11 protein-coding genes are annotated in these 14,908 nt (G+C 72.1%); 5 read left to right on the top strand and 6 right to left on the bottom strand.

The window, feature by feature from the left end; translation table 11 throughout:
- Window positions 1-102: 102 nt before the first annotated feature.
- Window positions 103-279 carry a recombinase family protein gene (locus CRP51_RS30230; RefSeq protein ID WP_439333150.1) on the top strand — a complete coding sequence of 59 codons (177 nt, stop codon included), beginning with the start codon at window positions 103-105 and terminating at the stop codon, window positions 277-279.
- Window positions 280-282: 3 nt separating this feature from the next.
- Here CRP51_RS30230 and CRP51_RS11010 read toward each other — a convergent pair whose 3' ends face one another.
- The 4 genes from CRP51_RS11010 to CRP51_RS10995 form a co-directional block, all read right to left on the bottom strand.
- Window positions 283-1,596, bottom strand: a complete 1,314-nt coding sequence (locus tag CRP51_RS11010) for a Tn3 family transposase (protein ID WP_170970511.1) — start codon at window positions 1,594-1,596, stop codon at window positions 283-285.
- An 885-nt stretch (window positions 1,597-2,481) separates the two neighbouring features.
- A complete protein-coding gene (locus CRP51_RS30175; protein WP_369333350.1) occupies window positions 2,482-3,330 on the bottom strand; it encodes a DUF4158 domain-containing protein in 849 nt (282 codons plus the stop codon).
- Window positions 3,331-3,413: 83 nt separating this feature from the next.
- Window positions 3,414-5,129 (bottom strand): discoidin domain-containing protein, encoded by a 1,716-nt coding sequence (locus CRP51_RS11000; protein WP_245880508.1) that lies wholly within the window; start codon window positions 5,127-5,129, stop codon window positions 3,414-3,416.
- Between the two features lie 180 nt (window positions 5,130-5,309).
- Window positions 5,310-6,380, bottom strand: coding sequence for a LacI family DNA-binding transcriptional regulator (locus CRP51_RS10995; RefSeq protein WP_097230891.1), 1,071 nt, complete (start codon window positions 6,378-6,380; stop codon window positions 5,310-5,312).
- Between the two features lie 193 nt (window positions 6,381-6,573).
- Here CRP51_RS10995 and CRP51_RS10990 point away from each other — a divergent pair, with 193 nt between their 5' ends.
- The gene (locus CRP51_RS10990; RefSeq protein ID WP_097230890.1) at window positions 6,574-7,860 is read left to right on the top strand and encodes an ROK family transcriptional regulator; all 1,287 of its coding nucleotides are present in this window, start codon (window positions 6,574-6,576) and stop codon (window positions 7,858-7,860) included.
- A gap of 20 nt (window positions 7,861-7,880) precedes the next feature.
- On the opposite strand, the gene CRP51_RS10985 is transcribed toward CRP51_RS10990, so the two are convergent.
- Window positions 7,881-8,309: an ATP-binding protein gene (locus CRP51_RS10985; RefSeq protein WP_097230889.1), complete on the bottom strand. Its 429-nt coding sequence runs from the start codon at window positions 8,307-8,309 to the stop codon at window positions 7,881-7,883.
- A gap of 150 nt (window positions 8,310-8,459) precedes the next feature.
- On the bottom strand, window positions 8,460-9,155 hold the full coding sequence (locus tag CRP51_RS10980) for a TetR/AcrR family transcriptional regulator (protein ID WP_170970509.1): 696 nt from the start codon (window positions 9,153-9,155) through the stop codon (window positions 8,460-8,462).
- 55 nt (window positions 9,156-9,210) lie between these two features.
- Here CRP51_RS10980 and CRP51_RS10975 point away from each other — a divergent pair, with 55 nt between their 5' ends.
- From CRP51_RS10975 to CRP51_RS10965, 3 genes are all read left to right on the top strand, one after another.
- A complete protein-coding gene (locus tag CRP51_RS10975; protein ID WP_097230887.1) occupies window positions 9,211-11,670 on the top strand; it encodes a Tex family protein in 2,460 nt (819 codons plus the stop codon).
- Window positions 11,671-11,844: 174 nt separating this feature from the next.
- On the top strand, window positions 11,845-12,825 hold the full coding sequence (locus CRP51_RS10970) for an acyl-ACP desaturase (RefSeq protein ID WP_097230886.1): 981 nt from the start codon (window positions 11,845-11,847) through the stop codon (window positions 12,823-12,825).
- A 432-nt stretch (window positions 12,826-13,257) separates the two neighbouring features.
- Window positions 13,258-14,883 (top strand): ABC-F family ATP-binding cassette domain-containing protein, encoded by a 1,626-nt coding sequence (locus tag CRP51_RS10965; protein ID WP_097230885.1) that lies wholly within the window; start codon window positions 13,258-13,260, stop codon window positions 14,881-14,883.
- The last annotated feature ends 25 nt before the right edge of the window (window positions 14,884-14,908 follow it).

Here is a 14,908-nt window from a genome sequence, read left to right as displayed (position 1 = left end):
CATCGTGTGCGAAGCAGAGGAGGACGCCGATGACGTGCCTCGACTACCTCCGGCCCGGCGACACCCTGGTGGTGCCCTCCCTCGACCGGTTAGGCCCGCTCTATCCAAGACCTGATCTCCATCGTCTCCGGCCTGCGCAAGCACGGCACCGGATTCCAATCGCTCCATGAGGCCCTGGACACCAGCACTCTGGGCGGCCGCCTGGTCTTCCACGTGTTCGCCGCGCTCGCGGAGTTCATCCGCGAACTCGGGATCCCGCCGACAAAAGAACAGGATTGAACGTTACCGGCGGAACTCTGTCTCTGCGCGCGCTACCTCGGCGGTGTGGAGAGTCGGGTTGTAGGCGGGTGGGGGTATGTGGAGTTGGTCGGTGGTGTAGTCGCCGAAGCGGAGTACGTTCTCGCGCCGGTAGGGGCTGAGGACCGCCAGGTCACTCGCGTTCAGGGTCCAGCCCTCGCGGGCCATCTGACGAAGGGTCCGGGTCATGTCGATGGTGGTGGAGAAGATCACGCTGGAGGCGACGAGGTCGAGGAATTTGATCGCTTTGTCCTGGAGTTCCGGGTCCCGGCTGGTCAGCCAGCCGGCGTTGCCGAAGTGGAGCCACTTGGTGAACCCGTTGTAGGCCTCGGCCTTGTTCGTCGCCCTCTGGATCTGCTCGCGAAGTGCGGGATCGGAGAGATAGCGCAGCAGCACGGCAGTGCGCACGGCGCGCCCGACCTCCCGGAAGGCCTGGTAGCTCTGGTTCTTCCGCGACCGGTTGTTCAGCCTGCGCAGAAGTGTCACCGAGGAGACGGTGCCCTGCTTGACCGAAAGGGCGACCTGCATGAGGTCGGGCCAGTGGCGGCGGATGAGGTCCCAGTCGATGGCGGTACGCGGGTCGGTGGAGAACAGCTGGTCGATGTGGCGGTAGCGCGCCGTGGGGTCGGGGCGGTGGAAGGTGAGGTCCTGGAAGTTGCGGATCCTGGGCAGCAGGTCGATCCCCAACAAATGTGCGAGTCCGAAGACAGGGAACGACTGGCCTTGTGTATCGGCGTGGACCTGCTCCGGCTGGGCCGCCGAGGGGTTCTGGAGCAGGGAGTCGATGAGGTAGACCGCTTCCCACACGCCGCAGGGCACGAATCTGGAGAAGAGCGCGACGTAGGTATCGGCGACCAGATGGTGGGCGATGCCGCCGTAGCCGCCGTACCGGATCGAGGTTTCGGCAAGGAGGTTGTCGACCGCGGCGTCCATCATCGTGCCGTCCACCGCCGCCACAGACCCATCACCCCAGGTGTGCACCAGGTCCAGGTCGAGGTGGGCGTCGACGACGTCGGCGCCGGCACGAGCCAGATTCTTCGGCGTGCAGTGGCGTTTGGCGATCGCGGCCAGCTCATGCGCCGAGACGGTGCGGATGTGCCGGGCGGCTTGCGCTGCCCCGAGTCCGGAGCCGTAGGTGAATGCAGTGACCACGTACCGGGCCAGCGGATCCTTCAGCTTCGGATCCGAGCCGGACAACGGGCCGAACCGGTGCCACCAGCCGGTCCAGTGCGCCGCCCGGGCGAGGTGTTCCAGGAGGCCCCGGGCCGGCAGCCGCTGGTCCAGCTCGGCCTCCAGCACCTCGGCGGAGGCGGTGCGCTCGCGGCCGATACGCGCTGTTTGAGCGAGGGCACCCCTGTGGCCGGGTCGATCGTCAGGTCCGCGTTGTCCGGATACCCGGCATCCACCTCGCCCGCGATCCGGGTGAGCTGCCGCCGCAGGTTGTCCACGAAGCCATCTGCGGCGTGGGGGATGCCAGCCTGCTCACAAAACTGCGGTATCTGCGACTCCACTTGGTCCCATGGCAGGAGCATCGTCGTCCAGTCGCCGAAGTCCTCCGCGCCGACCACCGCGATGTCTCCGCAGCGGAGCTCTTCGACGAGGTAGGCGAAGACCATGGCCTCGAAGTGCCGCCGCACCAGCATCCCCGGCTGGTCCTTCGCGTACACCGTCGTGCGCCACTGCTGCGAGGCAAACGACAGATCCAAGGCCGAGCCGTCACCCGTGCCAGCGGGGATCAGGTCACGGGTCAGGTGCCGGTGGGAGACAGCGTGTTCCAAGGCGTTCAGCACACTGCGGTCCCGGGAGGTGGCCACGAAGGTGAGAGTCTGGGCGAGCTTGAACATCGTCGGCCGGTCCGGGCGGAAGAAGCGTTCCACCAGCGGCGTCCAGTTCCCGCCCCGATACGCCGCCAACGCCTCGATCTCCGCGAGCTGGGTCTCGAAACCGCCGCCGTCCTCCACCACCTCACGGACACGCTTTACTGCCAACGTCTCGTCCAGACTGCCCTGACCGCTCTGGCCAGCATGCTCGCCGACGGCGTGCTCCTTGAGCACTATTAGCACATCCCTGTAGGAGGCCAGAAGCTGCTCGGTCGACGCCTTGTGACGCTGTTCCAGATCCGCCAGTTCTTCCTGGGCCCGCTTGGCGTGCCGGGCCATCCGCTTGGAGAGCATCACCACGAACTCATCGCGCACCCGCGCCCTGGCCTTGGCCACCGCGCATGCCAGCAGCGCGGTCCGCCGCGGCTCGGAGACATCCAGTATCTCGCCGATCGACAGCACCCGGGCCTGCTCCGCGAACGCGCTGACCTTGGCCGCGGCCACGCCCTCGACCCAGCTCGCCGCATCGCCGAAACCATCCACGAGATCGACACGCTCGCCGTGCTGCCGATACCTCGACCACGTCGCCCGCCGCCCCGGCTCCTTGATCACATCGAACGGGCTGCGGCGCTCGCCGTCCGGCACGACCAGCAGCCCGGCCAGGCGGTAGCGAGCCGGACCCACCCGCTCGGCGATCCGGGCGCAGATCTCGCCCTCCACCCGCGTCCTGATCGAGCCCGCCATCCGGTCCAGCGTGGAAAAAGCCCGGAAGTTCCAGACCCGCGCGGACGATCTCCTCCAGCGCGACGTTCACCAGGTCCACCACAGAGGCGCGGACCGGCGCCGCCTCTTCCATAGCGGCAGCGGCGATGCCACGGGCCCGTAGAGGGTCGTGCACCAGGCCGAGATATTCCCGGATCCAGGAGCGGTAGCGCTTCGCCGTCCGCTCCTCCACGCCAGGCGTCGCATCCTCCGGCAGACCAGCCGCAGTGCGGACACGAGCAATGACCACCACCGGGATCTCTTCCAAGCCCGGGAAGTAGCCCAGCCGGGCACAGGACTTCAGCAACACCAGCAGTGTGAGGAGCGATCCCGGGCGCTCATGGGTCCGCTTCGCCGCCCATGTGATCTCAGCCTCGTCCGGGGTGAAGAACTGGGCCAGCTCACGTTCGGAGATGATCCGTTTGAAGCGCGGATACGCCGTCCGCTCCACCGACGCCACAACCACACCACCAATCACATGATCGGCAGCACACTACCCCGAGCTCGGAAGCCTACGATCATCACGGACCGTCATCACGCGATGGATACGCTCGGCAGCCAGAAATGACGCAACGTAACTAAGTGGCCCGTTTCGCACGTATCTCCTCCGACCCCCCAGTAGAGCTGGACGGTGTCGAAGCGGGTGCTGGCGCCCAGGTCGACCTGGAGCCACTGCGGGGCCGACCAGTCGCTGGCCCAGCGGGTCCCGTCGTCGCCGTCCGTGGCGTGCTCCGGCAGGAACGGCGCGCCGTCCCCCTCCTCCTGGAAGGTGGAGGCGGTCGTCTCGGCGCCCAGCGCCAGATTGGTGCCGTCGACCGGCGGGGGCACCACGTTGACCGACGTTGCCTCGATGCCGAGGTTGCCCTGGCCGTCGCGCGCCGCCAGATAGATCTTCCACGGCCCGGGGCGGCCGGGCGCCTTCACCGTGAGGGAGCCGTCGCCGTTGTCGCGGAAGTCGGCCGGCGTCAGCGCCCCGTTGTCGTCGATGTACTTGCTGTTGACCAGCACCTCGTACGTCGGCGCGTCGCCGTCCGGATCGTTGACCGAGGCGCTCAGCGTGAACTCCGCGCCCGCCGGGACCGAGGTGCGGTCCCCGCCCACGGTCAGGTCGGTGATCACCGGCGGGGTGTTGCCGGGGGCCTGCCCGCCGAAGAGGTCGGCGACCGCGTAGTACGAGAGCCGCCTCTCCCCGCCCGGCAGCAGGTTGAACCAGACCCCGCCGAAGTCCTCCTCCACGCCGTAGTGGAAGAGCGTGCCGCCCAACGCCACGCCCTCGTGGTCCATCAGGCAGTCCCAGGCGGCGCGGTACCCCTCGGCCTTCGCCACGTCCGTCGGCTCCTCGGGAACGCCGTTGACGTCGTCGTCGACCTCCCACTCACCGGCCGGGCCGCCCTCGGTCAGGAGGTAGGGCCGGTCGTAGCCGCCCTCGACCCACGCCTGCTGTATGCCGCAGACCGCGTCGTAGGCGTTGACCTGGAGCAGGTCGAGGTCGGGGGAGTGGGCCTCGTAGTACTCCCAGGCGCCCACCCAGGCGTCGGTCGAGGTGACCGGGTGGTTCGGGTCGAGTGCCTTGATCTCCAGGGCCGCGTCGTTGACGAACTGGGTGTAGGCGACCCGCTGGGCCTCCAACTCCGCGCCCTCGTAGCAGTTCTGCAGGCCGAGCACGGACTCGTTGCCGACACTCCACATCAGCACGCCGGGGTGGTCGCGGTACTCGGCCACCCAGGTGTTCATGGCGGCGAGCTGCTCGCCCTTGTAGTCGTGGTCGTTGACGTAGTCGACGCAGCCGCCGCTGCCGGGGCCGCCGCCCGGCTGGAGCCAGAAGCCGGCGATGACCCGGACGCCGTGGGCCGCCGCGGCGTCCAGCAGCGGCCTGCTGGTGGCGTCGGTGCCCCAGGTGCGGGTGGTGTTGGCTCCCATGGAGGCGAGGTCGGGCATGTAGCTGTCGGCCTGGTCGGCCGGCGGGCCCCAGGTCAGCCCCTCCACCACGTACGGCTCGCCGTCCACGGTCAACTGCCAGTCGCCGTCGCCGCCGGTGACCTCCACGACGCTGGCGGCGGTCAGGGCGGGGTCCGCGTCCCCGCTCCCGGTCGAGGAAACCGTCGGCGCCTCGGTCGGCGCGGCGGTCGCGGTCTGGTTCGCCGCCGTGAAGGCGCCGCCCAGCAGCGCCACCACGGCGCCGACGACGGCGACCGGCCTTCCACGGCGCTTCCTGGACGCCGGGGAGGACGTCTCTCTCCTGGTCAGCACACCTGCTCCTCACATGGGGGATGGCCGTCGCGCCTCTCGGGGAAGCCGTGCCGGCCAGCCGGGAGAGCGCTCTCCGCAGCAGACTGGCGGCAGTGCGGGGGCATGTCAACGGGCCGGACGCGGTTCCGGACCGGTCCCGGAACGGTCGGGCGCACGCCGCCCGGGAGGTGCGCCAGCCGGTCAGGCGGACTGCCGACGCACCAGCGTCGGTTCGAAGATCACCGAGGTCGGCCGCGCTCCCGGCTGGTCGAGGCGGTCCAGCAGCAGCCGGGTCATCTCGGCGGCCATCTCCTCGATGGGCTGGCGCACCGTGGTCAGCGCCGGACGGCAGGAGAGCGCGGCGCTGCTGTCGTCGAACCCCACGACGGCCACGTCCCCCGGCACCGAGCGCCCCCGCTCCCGCAGCACGTGGAGCGCGCCCTGGGCCATCAGGTCGTTCGCGACGAACAGGCCGTCGACCTCGGGGTGCCGGTCCAGCAGCGCGGACGTGGCGCGTTCGCCGCTCTCCAGGGTGAAGTTCCCCTCCTCGCACGGCACATAGGGGTGGCCGTGCCTGGCCAGGGCGTCGCGGAAGCCCGCCAGCCGGTCCTGGCTGGCGAGCACGTCGAGCGGGCCGGTGACGCTGGCGATGTGCTGCCGGCCGCGTGCGACGAGATGGTCGGCCGCGAGCCGTCCGCCGTCCCGGTGGGCCAGGTCCACGTAGCTGACCGGTACCGGACGCGGGGGCCTGGCGAAGAGCACGCAGGGCACCCCCGCGGCCACCAGCGTCTCCGGCAGCGGGTCCGCGGCGTGGATGGAAACCAGCAGCGCGCCGTCGGCGTGGCCCTGCCGCAGGTAGCTGACCACCTGCTTCCTGGCGTCCGCCGAGTCGGCCAGCATCAGCACGGGATGCATCGCCCGCCGCCGCAGCCAGTCGACGACGCCGGTGCTGATCCGGCCGAAGAACGGGTCCGCCAGCAACCGGCCCCCCAACGGCGCCTCGGGGCCGCCCCCGTCCTCCGCGCCTCCCTCGTCGGCGCTCGCGCCGGAGACGACCAGCGCGACCGTGTCGGCCCTGCGGGTGACCAGGGAGCGCGCCGCGCGGTTGGGGACGTAGCCGGTGGCGGCGACCGCCTGGCGCACCGCGTCCTGGATCGAGGGGTCGACGTTGCGGATCCCGTTGATCACGCGGGAGACGGTGGCGCGGGAGACACCCGCCTCCCTGGCCACGTCCTCCAGCGTCGGGGAACCCTTGGCCGCGCGGTCGCTCATGGTGGCCTTTATAACACACTCAGAGAGCGCTCTCCCAGGTGTGTCTCCGGGGCGTGCGAGCCGCTTCCGTTCCCCCGTGCCGCCCTGGTCGCTCCCGGCCGCGCCGGGCGTGCGCGGGGGTGCAGCCCCGGCGCTCAGGAGAGGTCGACGCGCCTCACCGTTCGGTAGGTTGATCTTCACCTAGGGGGAACGCATGGCCGACGAGGCGAGGAAACACCCGGTGCGCGACCTGCGGCGCGCCAACCGCGCGGCGCTGCTGCGCCAGCTCTACTTCCACGGACCGCTGAGCCGCCACGAGTTGGGCCTGGCCACCGGCCTCAGCTCCGGCACGGTCAGCAACGTCACCGGAGGGCTGCTCGCCGACGGGCTGCTGGCGGAGGCCGGTTCCGTCGAGTCGGACGGCGGGCGCCCGCGCACCCTGCTGCGGGTCGCGCCCGACTGCGGCCGGCTGGTGGGCGTGGACGTCGGCGAGACCGGGGTCCGCGTCGCGCTCTACGACGTCGCGTTGACCGAGCTGGCCAGGGCCGAGTTCCCGCTGCTCGACGGCGGCCGGGACGTGGGCACCGTGGTCGGCCACATCGGCGCCGGCGTCGCCGCCGTGGCGCGGGTGGCGGCGGTCGCCCTGGACGAACTGCTGGGCGTCGGCGTCGGGGTGCCCGGCATCGTGGAGCGGGCGCCGGGCGTCGGCGCCGTGGTGCACGCCGCGACGGTGGGGTGGGACGCGGTCCCGTTGGAGTCGCTGTCGCGGGCCGCGATCGGCCTGCCGCCCCGGGTGCCGCTGCGGGTGGCCAACGGCGCGCGCACCTTCGGCCAGGCGGAGACGTGGTACGGCGCCGGCCGCGGCAGCCGGGACGCCGTGATCGTGCTGTGGGGCTCCGGCGTGGGCGCCTGCATCGTCGCGGGCGGGGCGCCGTACGGGGGAACGGGGTCGGCGGCCGGCGAGTTCGGCCACACCACGCTGCGCCTCGGCGGACGGCGGTGCCGCTGCGGGGCCTTCGGCTGCCTGGAGGCGTACGTCGGGGCCTGGGGCCTGCTGGAGCGCTGGGCGGAGAGCGGGGGTGCGGCCGGCGGTGCCGACCACGAGCGCGGTGTGTCGCGGCTGCGGGAGGCGGCCGAGTCCGGCGACCCGGACGCGCGCCGACTGCTCGCCGAGGCGGCGGAGTTCCTCGGCGCCGGGGTCTCCGACCTGATCAACCTCTTCAACCCGGAACGGATCGTGATCGGCGGCTGGGCCGGACTCGCGCTCGGCCCCCGGCTGCTACCCCAGGTGCGCCGCGTCGCCGAGTCCCGCGCGCTGCCGCATCCGGCCCGGCGCGTCACCATCGAGCTGGGGCGGCTGGGGCCGGACGCGGTCACGGTGGGCGCGGCGACGCTGCCGCTGGCCGACTTCCTCGCCGGCGGCGGGAGCCGCGGCACGGCGCCGGCCGGCCGCCGGGCGGTGGTCCCGGGGCGACGGGGGCGGCGCCGGACCCGCGCGTGACGGGCCGACGCCGCCCTGCGTCAGGCCGGGGCGTCCTCGCCGCGCACCAGGACCCAGACCACCTTGCCCTCGGCGGTGGTCTCGAAGCCCAGCTCGTCCGCCATCTCGCGCAGCAGCCACAGACCCCGGCCGGCCTCGGCCGTCCAGTCGGGGAGTGTGATGGTCGGCAGCGTGGACAGCCGGTCGTGCACGGCGACCCGCACCGACTCGCCGTCCCAGCCGAGATCCAACCGGCAGTGCGGGTCGGGGACATGGCGGGCCACGTTGGAAAGCAGCTCGGTGACCCCGTGCAGCACCACCTCGGTCACCGCCTGCGGCTGCTCCCACTCCCGCATGGCCAGCGCGGCCAGTCGCCGGAAGCGCGCCAGATCCTCCCGGCGGGCCGTCAGCAGCCAGCTGTGGCCGCGTCGTCGGGTGCCGGTCCCCTCGCTGGTGAGCCTGGTAAGCATCGTGAACCCTCCGGTTGCCGCACGGGAGTCAGGGAGTGACTGCGCTGTGTTTGTCTCGCACCCTGCCCCTCACGCGTGGCAGTCAGTGAAGAATTCAGCTGCACGTGTGCCGTTCATATCACTCGAAGGAGTGGCTGAGTTGACGGACCCTCAGCTCGCCGGTCGGGGCTTGCGCTGGTGTTCGGCGTCGGGGGGACCGTCGGTGGAAAGGGGGGTGCTCCAGTCGCTCCCGAGCGCCGTGTTGAGCAGAGCGTAGTGCGACTCGCCGACACGCTCCAGGGAACGCGCGGTGCCGTGCGGATCCCGGCTCCACCGCGACGCCGCCTGGAGGGTCGCCGAACCGAACGCGCCCGTGAGCAGCCCGGGTCGGGGGTCGTCCACCGGGAGTCCGCGCTGGGAGCGGATGGCCTCGGCGACGCGGCCGTGCTGCTCGAGCGCCAGCCGCACGCCCACCCAGCGCGCCGTCTCGTCCCTGCCCATCACCCGCAGCGCGCGCAGCGCCAGGTGCCGTTCCCGCCGCGGCGCGGACCGCAGTGCCGAGGAGACCGTGCGGCGCAGGCTCATCAGCGGTGGCTCGTTGACCGGCCGGCGCGCCAACTCCTGCCGGAACACCACGTGCATGGCCCGCAGCGGCTCCAGGATCACGTCCTCCTTGGAGGCCAGGTGGCGGAAGAAGGTGCGCTCCGACACCTCGGCCCGGCGCGCTATCCCGTTGACCGTGGTCGCCTCGTAGCCCTGGGTGAGAAACAACTCAAGGCCCGTGTGGAGGAGTCGGTCCTGGACGTCGCGCCGCCGCCGTTCCCTCAACCCCTTGGGAGATCGCTCTCCCGCGCTCTTCGCTGTCATGCCCGCATCGTAAGCGGCGTGCCTCTCCGGGAGACTGTCGGTGCCTCCTGCCAGAATGCACAACGCGGCGCAGGGCGCGCCGGGAAAGCGGAGCGAGATCGTGCACGAGCCTGTCGCAGGCCGGTCCATCGAGGGTCGGATCGCCGAGGAGCTGGGCGTCCGGGAGGGGCAGGTGAGGGCGGCTGTCGACTTGCTGGACGGCGGTTCGACGGTGCCGTTCATCGCCCGCTACCGCAAGGAGGTCACCGGCGCGCTGGACGACACCCAGCTGCGCAACCTGGAGGAACGGCTCCGCTACCTGCGCGAGTTGACCGAGCGGCGCGAGGCGATCCTGGAGTCGATCAGCGCCCAGGGCAAGCTGGACGACGCGCTGGCCGCCCGCATCCGCGCCGCCGACACCAAGGCCAGGCTGGAGGACATCTACCTCCCGTACAAGCCGAAGCGGCGGACCAAGGCGCAGATCGCCAGGGAGGCCGGCCTGGAGCCGCTGGCCGACGGGCTGCTGTCCGACCCCTCGGTGGCGCCGGCAGCGGCGGCGGCCGCCTTCGTCGACGCCGAGCGCGGCGTCGCGGACGCGGACGCGGCGCTGGCCGGGGCGCGCGCCATCCTCACCGAGCGCTTCGGCGAGGACGCGGACCTCATCGGCGAGCTGCGCGAACGGATGTGGACCGGCGGCCGGTTGGTCTCCCGGGTCAAGGAGGGCAAGGAGGCGGAGGGCGCCAAGTTCTCCGACTACTTCGACTTCTCCGAGCCGTTCACCGAGCTGCCCTCGCACCGGGTGCTGGCCATGTTCCGGGGCGAGAAGGAGGAGGTCCTGGAGCTGGTCCTGGAGCCCGAGGCGGGGGAGGGCGAGGGGCCCTCGGCCTTCGAGCGGGCCATCGCGCACCGCTTCGGCGTGGCGGACCGGGGCCGCCCGGCCGACGCCTGGCTGGGGGAGACGGTCCGGTGGGCCTGGCGTACCCGCATCCTGGTGCATCTGGGCATCGACCTGCGCTCCCGGCTGCGTACCCGGGCGGAGGACGACGCGGTCGGCGTCTTCGCCGCCAACCTCCGCGACCTGCTGCTGGCGGCCCCGGCCGGCACCCGCGCCACGATGGGGCTCGACCCGGGGCTGCGCACCGGGGTCAAGGTCGCGGTGGTCGACGCCACGGGCAAGGTCGCGGCGACCGAGACGGTCTACCCGCACGCGCCGCAGCGCCGTTGGGCCGACGCGTTGGACACCCTGGCCGCGCTGGTCAAGGCGCACGGCGTGGAGCTGATCGCCATCGGCAACGGCACGGCGTCCCGCGAGACGGACAAGCTGGCGGGCGAGCTGATCGCCCGTCTGGGCGACGCCGGTGTCACCCGCATGATGGTCTCCGAGGCCGGTGCCTCGGTCTACTCGGCCTCCGCCTACGCGGCCAGGGAGCTGCCCGAGCTGGACGTGTCCCTGCGCGGCGCGGTCTCCATCGCCCGGCGCCTCCAGGACCCGCTGGCCGAGCTGGTCAAGATCGATCCCCGTTCGATCGGGGTCGGTCAGTACCAGCACGACCTGTCCGAGGTGAAGCTCTCCCGCTCGCTGGACGCGGTGGTCGAGGACTGCGTCAACGGCGTGGGCGTCGACGTCAACACGGCGTCCGTGCCGCTGCTCGCCCGCGTCTCCGGCATCGGCACCACCCTCGCGGAGAACATCGTGGCCCACCGTGACGGCAACGGCCCGTTCACGGGCCGCGCCGCGCTGCGGCAGGTGCCCAGGCTGGGGCCGAAGGCGTTCGAGCAGTGCGCCGGCTTCCTGCGGATCAGGGACGGCGAGGACCCGCTGGACGCCTCGGCCGTGCACCCGGAGGCGTATCCGGTGGTGCGCCGCATGGTGAAGACCACGGGCGGCGACGTGGCGTCCCTGGTGGGGAACGGCCCGGCGCTGCGCGCGCTGCGCCCGGCCGACTTCGTGGACGACACTTTCGGGCTGCCGACGGTCACCGACATCATCGGGGAGCTGGAGAAGCCGGGGCGCGACCCCAGGCCCGCGTTCCGCACGGCCCGCTTCAAGGAGGGCGTGGAGAAGCTCGGGGACCTGGAGCCGGGGATGACGCTGGAGGGCGTGGTCTCGAACGTGGCGGCCTTCGGCGCGTTCGTCGACGTCGGGGTCCACCAGGACGGCCTGGTCCATGTCTCGGCGATGTCGCGGAAGTTCGTCTCCGACCCGCGCGAGGTCGTCAAGCCGGGGGACATCGTCAAGGTCAAGGTGCTGGACGTGGACGTGCCGCGCAAGCGCATCTCGCTGACGCTGCGGCTCGACGACGAGCCGGGCGCCGGCCGGGAGCGGGGCGAGCGCGGGGAGCGCGGGGAGCGGGGCGGCGCGCCCCGGCAGCGCGACCGGCGCAACGGCGGCGCGCGGCGCGGGGGCGGCGCCGGCGGCGGTCAGCGTTCGGGCGGCGGAGGCCAGCGCTCCGGCGGCGCCGAGCCGTCGAACAGCGCCATGGCCGACGCGCTGCGCCGGGCGGGTCTGGTGCGCCCCGAGCGGGGCCGCCGCTGACAACACCCCGGCGCCGCACGGCGGTTGGCGGGCACGAGGACGGCCGGGACCTTCGGGTCCCGGCCGTTTCCGTTGTGAGTTGCCACGCAGTTCCTTGCCAGACTGGCGAGTAACAACCTACGGTACCGTAACCTACGGTGTCGTAAGTATCTTTGGAACAGCGCGGGAGATCATGTGACCCTCGACCCAGCCCACCCCACCGGTAGATCGGGCGACTGGACGGACGCCAGGCTGATCTATGCGTTGGAGGAGGTCGTCGAGACCGAGTTGAACCGTCATCTGAAGGCGGCCAAGGACTGGATGCCGCACGAGTACGTGCCCTGGAGCCAGGGGCGCGACTTCGACGGCCCGATGGGCGGCGAGCCCTGGTCCCTGGAGCAGTCCAAGGTGTCCGACGTCGGACGCACCGCGCTCGTGGTCAACCTGCTGACCGAGGACAACCTCCCCAGCTACCACCACGAGATCGCCACCATCTTCGGCCGCGAGGGCGCCTGGGGCACCTGGGTGCACCGCTGGACCGCCGAGGAGGGCCGCCACGGGATCGTGCTGCGGGACTACCTGCTCACCACGCGCGCGGTGGACCCGGTCCAGCTGGAGAACTTCCGGATGGCCCACATGTCCGAGGGCTTCGAGTCGGACAACGCGCACTCGATGCTGCACTCCGTGGCCTATGTCGCCTTCCAGGAGCTGGCGACGCGTATATCTCACCGCAACACGGGCCGTGAGTCCGGAGACCCGGTCTGCGACAAGCTGCTGGCGCGCATCGCGACCGACGAGAACCTGCACATGGTCTTCTACCGCAACCTGCTGCGCGCGGCGTTCGAGATCGCGCCCGACCAGACGATGCGCGCGGTGCGGGACGTGGTGGTCGGCTTCCGGATGCCGGGTCACGGCATTCCCGGCTTCGAGCGGGCCGCCGCGCGGATGGCCATCGGCGGGATCTACAACCTGCGCATCCATCTCGACGACGTTCTCCAGCCGGTGCTGCGGTACCTCGGTGTGATGGAGATCGGCGGGCTGAGTCCGGAGGGGCTGAAGGCGCAGGACGAGCTGGGCACGTTCCTCGGGGGGCTGGACTCCGAGGCGCGGATCTTCGACGAGCGGCTCGCCGCCCGTCGCGCCCGGCTGGAGGCGCGCAGGGCGCGCGAGAGCTGAGCACGCGTCCACCGAGTAGTGCCCGAAAGCGCCGTTCCCCGGGGTCCCGGTCCCGGGGAACGGCGCTTCGGTGTCCCGCCGGCCGTCAGTCGTTTGCCCGCTTCCCGGGCGCTCGTTAGAATCGTCCGCGTCTCTGTCGTCGATGTCGGGAGCATCGTTGAGGATCTGAGGTCCATGACACCGCGAGCCCGGTCGGTTCGTGTTCCTCGCCGCGTGTCACGCGGCGGCACGAGCGCCATGCTTCTCAGCGGTTGACCTCGGAGGCCACGGGAGACGCTCCTGCTGACCATTCTCGGCAGTTCCCCCTTTCGCATCCCCGCCTTCCTCGTCACCCGGCGTCCCCTCGGGCCCGGTGTCACTTCGCGTTCCGCTGATCACCCTCGGCCCGTCGCCGCGTCGGCGACGCCCGGCACGCACCCCCGGAAGGCGCTCATGTCCACCGGCACCACCCACATCTCCTGCCACCGGCTGGTCTTCGACTGGCCCGACGGCACCCGCGTCTTCGACGGCCTGGAGCTCGCCTTCGGCCCCGGAAGGACCGGGCTCGTCGGTCTCAACGGCAGCGGGAAGTCCACCCTGCTCAAGCTGATCGCCGGCGAGCTGACCCCGGCCGCCGGCTCCGTCCGCGTCGACGGCGAGGTCGGCTACCTGGCGCAGACCCTCACGCTCGACACCGAGCAGCCCGTCGACCGGCTGCTCGGCATCGCCGAGGCCCGCGCCGCGCTGCACGCCATCGAGGCGGGCGACGCCTCGGAGGCCCACTTCGCGGCCGTCGGCGACGACTGGGACGTCGAGGAGCGCACCCGCGCGGTCCTGGACCAGCTCGGGCTCTCCCACATCGACCTGGACGCCACCGTCGGCCGGGTCTCCGGCGGCGAGGGCGTGCTGCTGCGGCTGGCCGCGCTCCTGCTGCGCCGCCCCGACGTGCTGCTGCTCGACGAGCCGACCAACAACCTGGACCTGCGGGCCAGGGAACGGCTCAACGCGGCGGTGAGCGCCTGGCGCGGCGTGCTGGTCGTGGTCAGCCACGACCGCGACCTGCTGGAACGCGTCGACCAGATCGCCGACCTGCGTGAAGGACGGGTGGTCCGCTACGGCGGGACGCTGACCGCCTACCAGGAGGCCCTCGCCGTCGAGCAGGAGGCGGCGGAACGGGGCGTGCGCGCCGCCGAGGCGGATGTGCGCCGTCAGAAGCGGGAGCTGATCGAGGCGCACGACAAGATCGCCGGACGGGCGAGGGCCGGCAGGCGGGCCGCCGAGACGGGCGGCCTGCCGAAGATCGTCGCGGGCGCCCGGAAGCGGGCCGCCGAGGTCTCGGCCGGCAAGCACCGCATCCTCCACGAGGAGCGCCTCGCCGAGGCCAGGGAACGGCTCACCGAGGCCGAGTCCGCCGTCCGCGACGACGACGAGATCCGCGTCGACCTGCCGCACACCGCCGTGCCGGCCCGGCGCCGGGTGCTCACCCTGCGGGAGCTGGAGCTCCGCAACGGCGCCCGCGCCGACCTGGCGGTCGTCGGCCCGGAGCGGATCGGCCTGGTCGGGCCGAACGGCGCGGGCAAGACCACGCTGCTGCACACCGTCGCGGGCCTGCTGGCGCCGGCCGGGGGCGAGGCGCTGGCGCACGTTCCGCTGCGCTATCTGCCGCAGCGGCTTGACGTCCTGGACGGCGCGCTCACCATCGCCGAGAACGTGCAGGCGCTGGCCCCGACGGCGGAACCGCAGCGGGTGCGGGCCCAGTTGGCGCGCTTCCTCTTCCGCAAGGACGCGCCCGACCAGCGGGTGGGCACGCTCTCGGGCGGGGAGCGGTTCCGTGCCACGCTGGCGGCCCTGATGCTGGCCGACCCCGCGCCGCAACTGCTGCTGCTTGACGAGCCGACCAACAACCTGGACCTGGCCAGCGTCCGCCAGCTCACCTCGGCGCTCGCCGCCTACCGGGGCGCGCTGCTGGTGGCCAGCCACGACCTGCCGTTCCTGCGGGAGTTGGGGCTGACCAGGTGGCTCTCGCTCGACGAGGGGGAACTGGCCGAGGGCGCGCCGGAGGGGGCCGGACCCGGCTGAGCCGGATCCGGCCCCCGCGGGCGGG

Source organism: Streptomyces zhaozhouensis (assembly GCF_900230195.1).
Taxonomy (GTDB): Bacteria; Actinomycetota; Actinomycetes; order Streptomycetales; family Streptomycetaceae; genus Streptomyces; species Streptomyces zhaozhouensis.
Note: the sequence above shows the minus strand (reverse complement) of the source record. Positions and strands in the feature narration are given on the sequence as shown.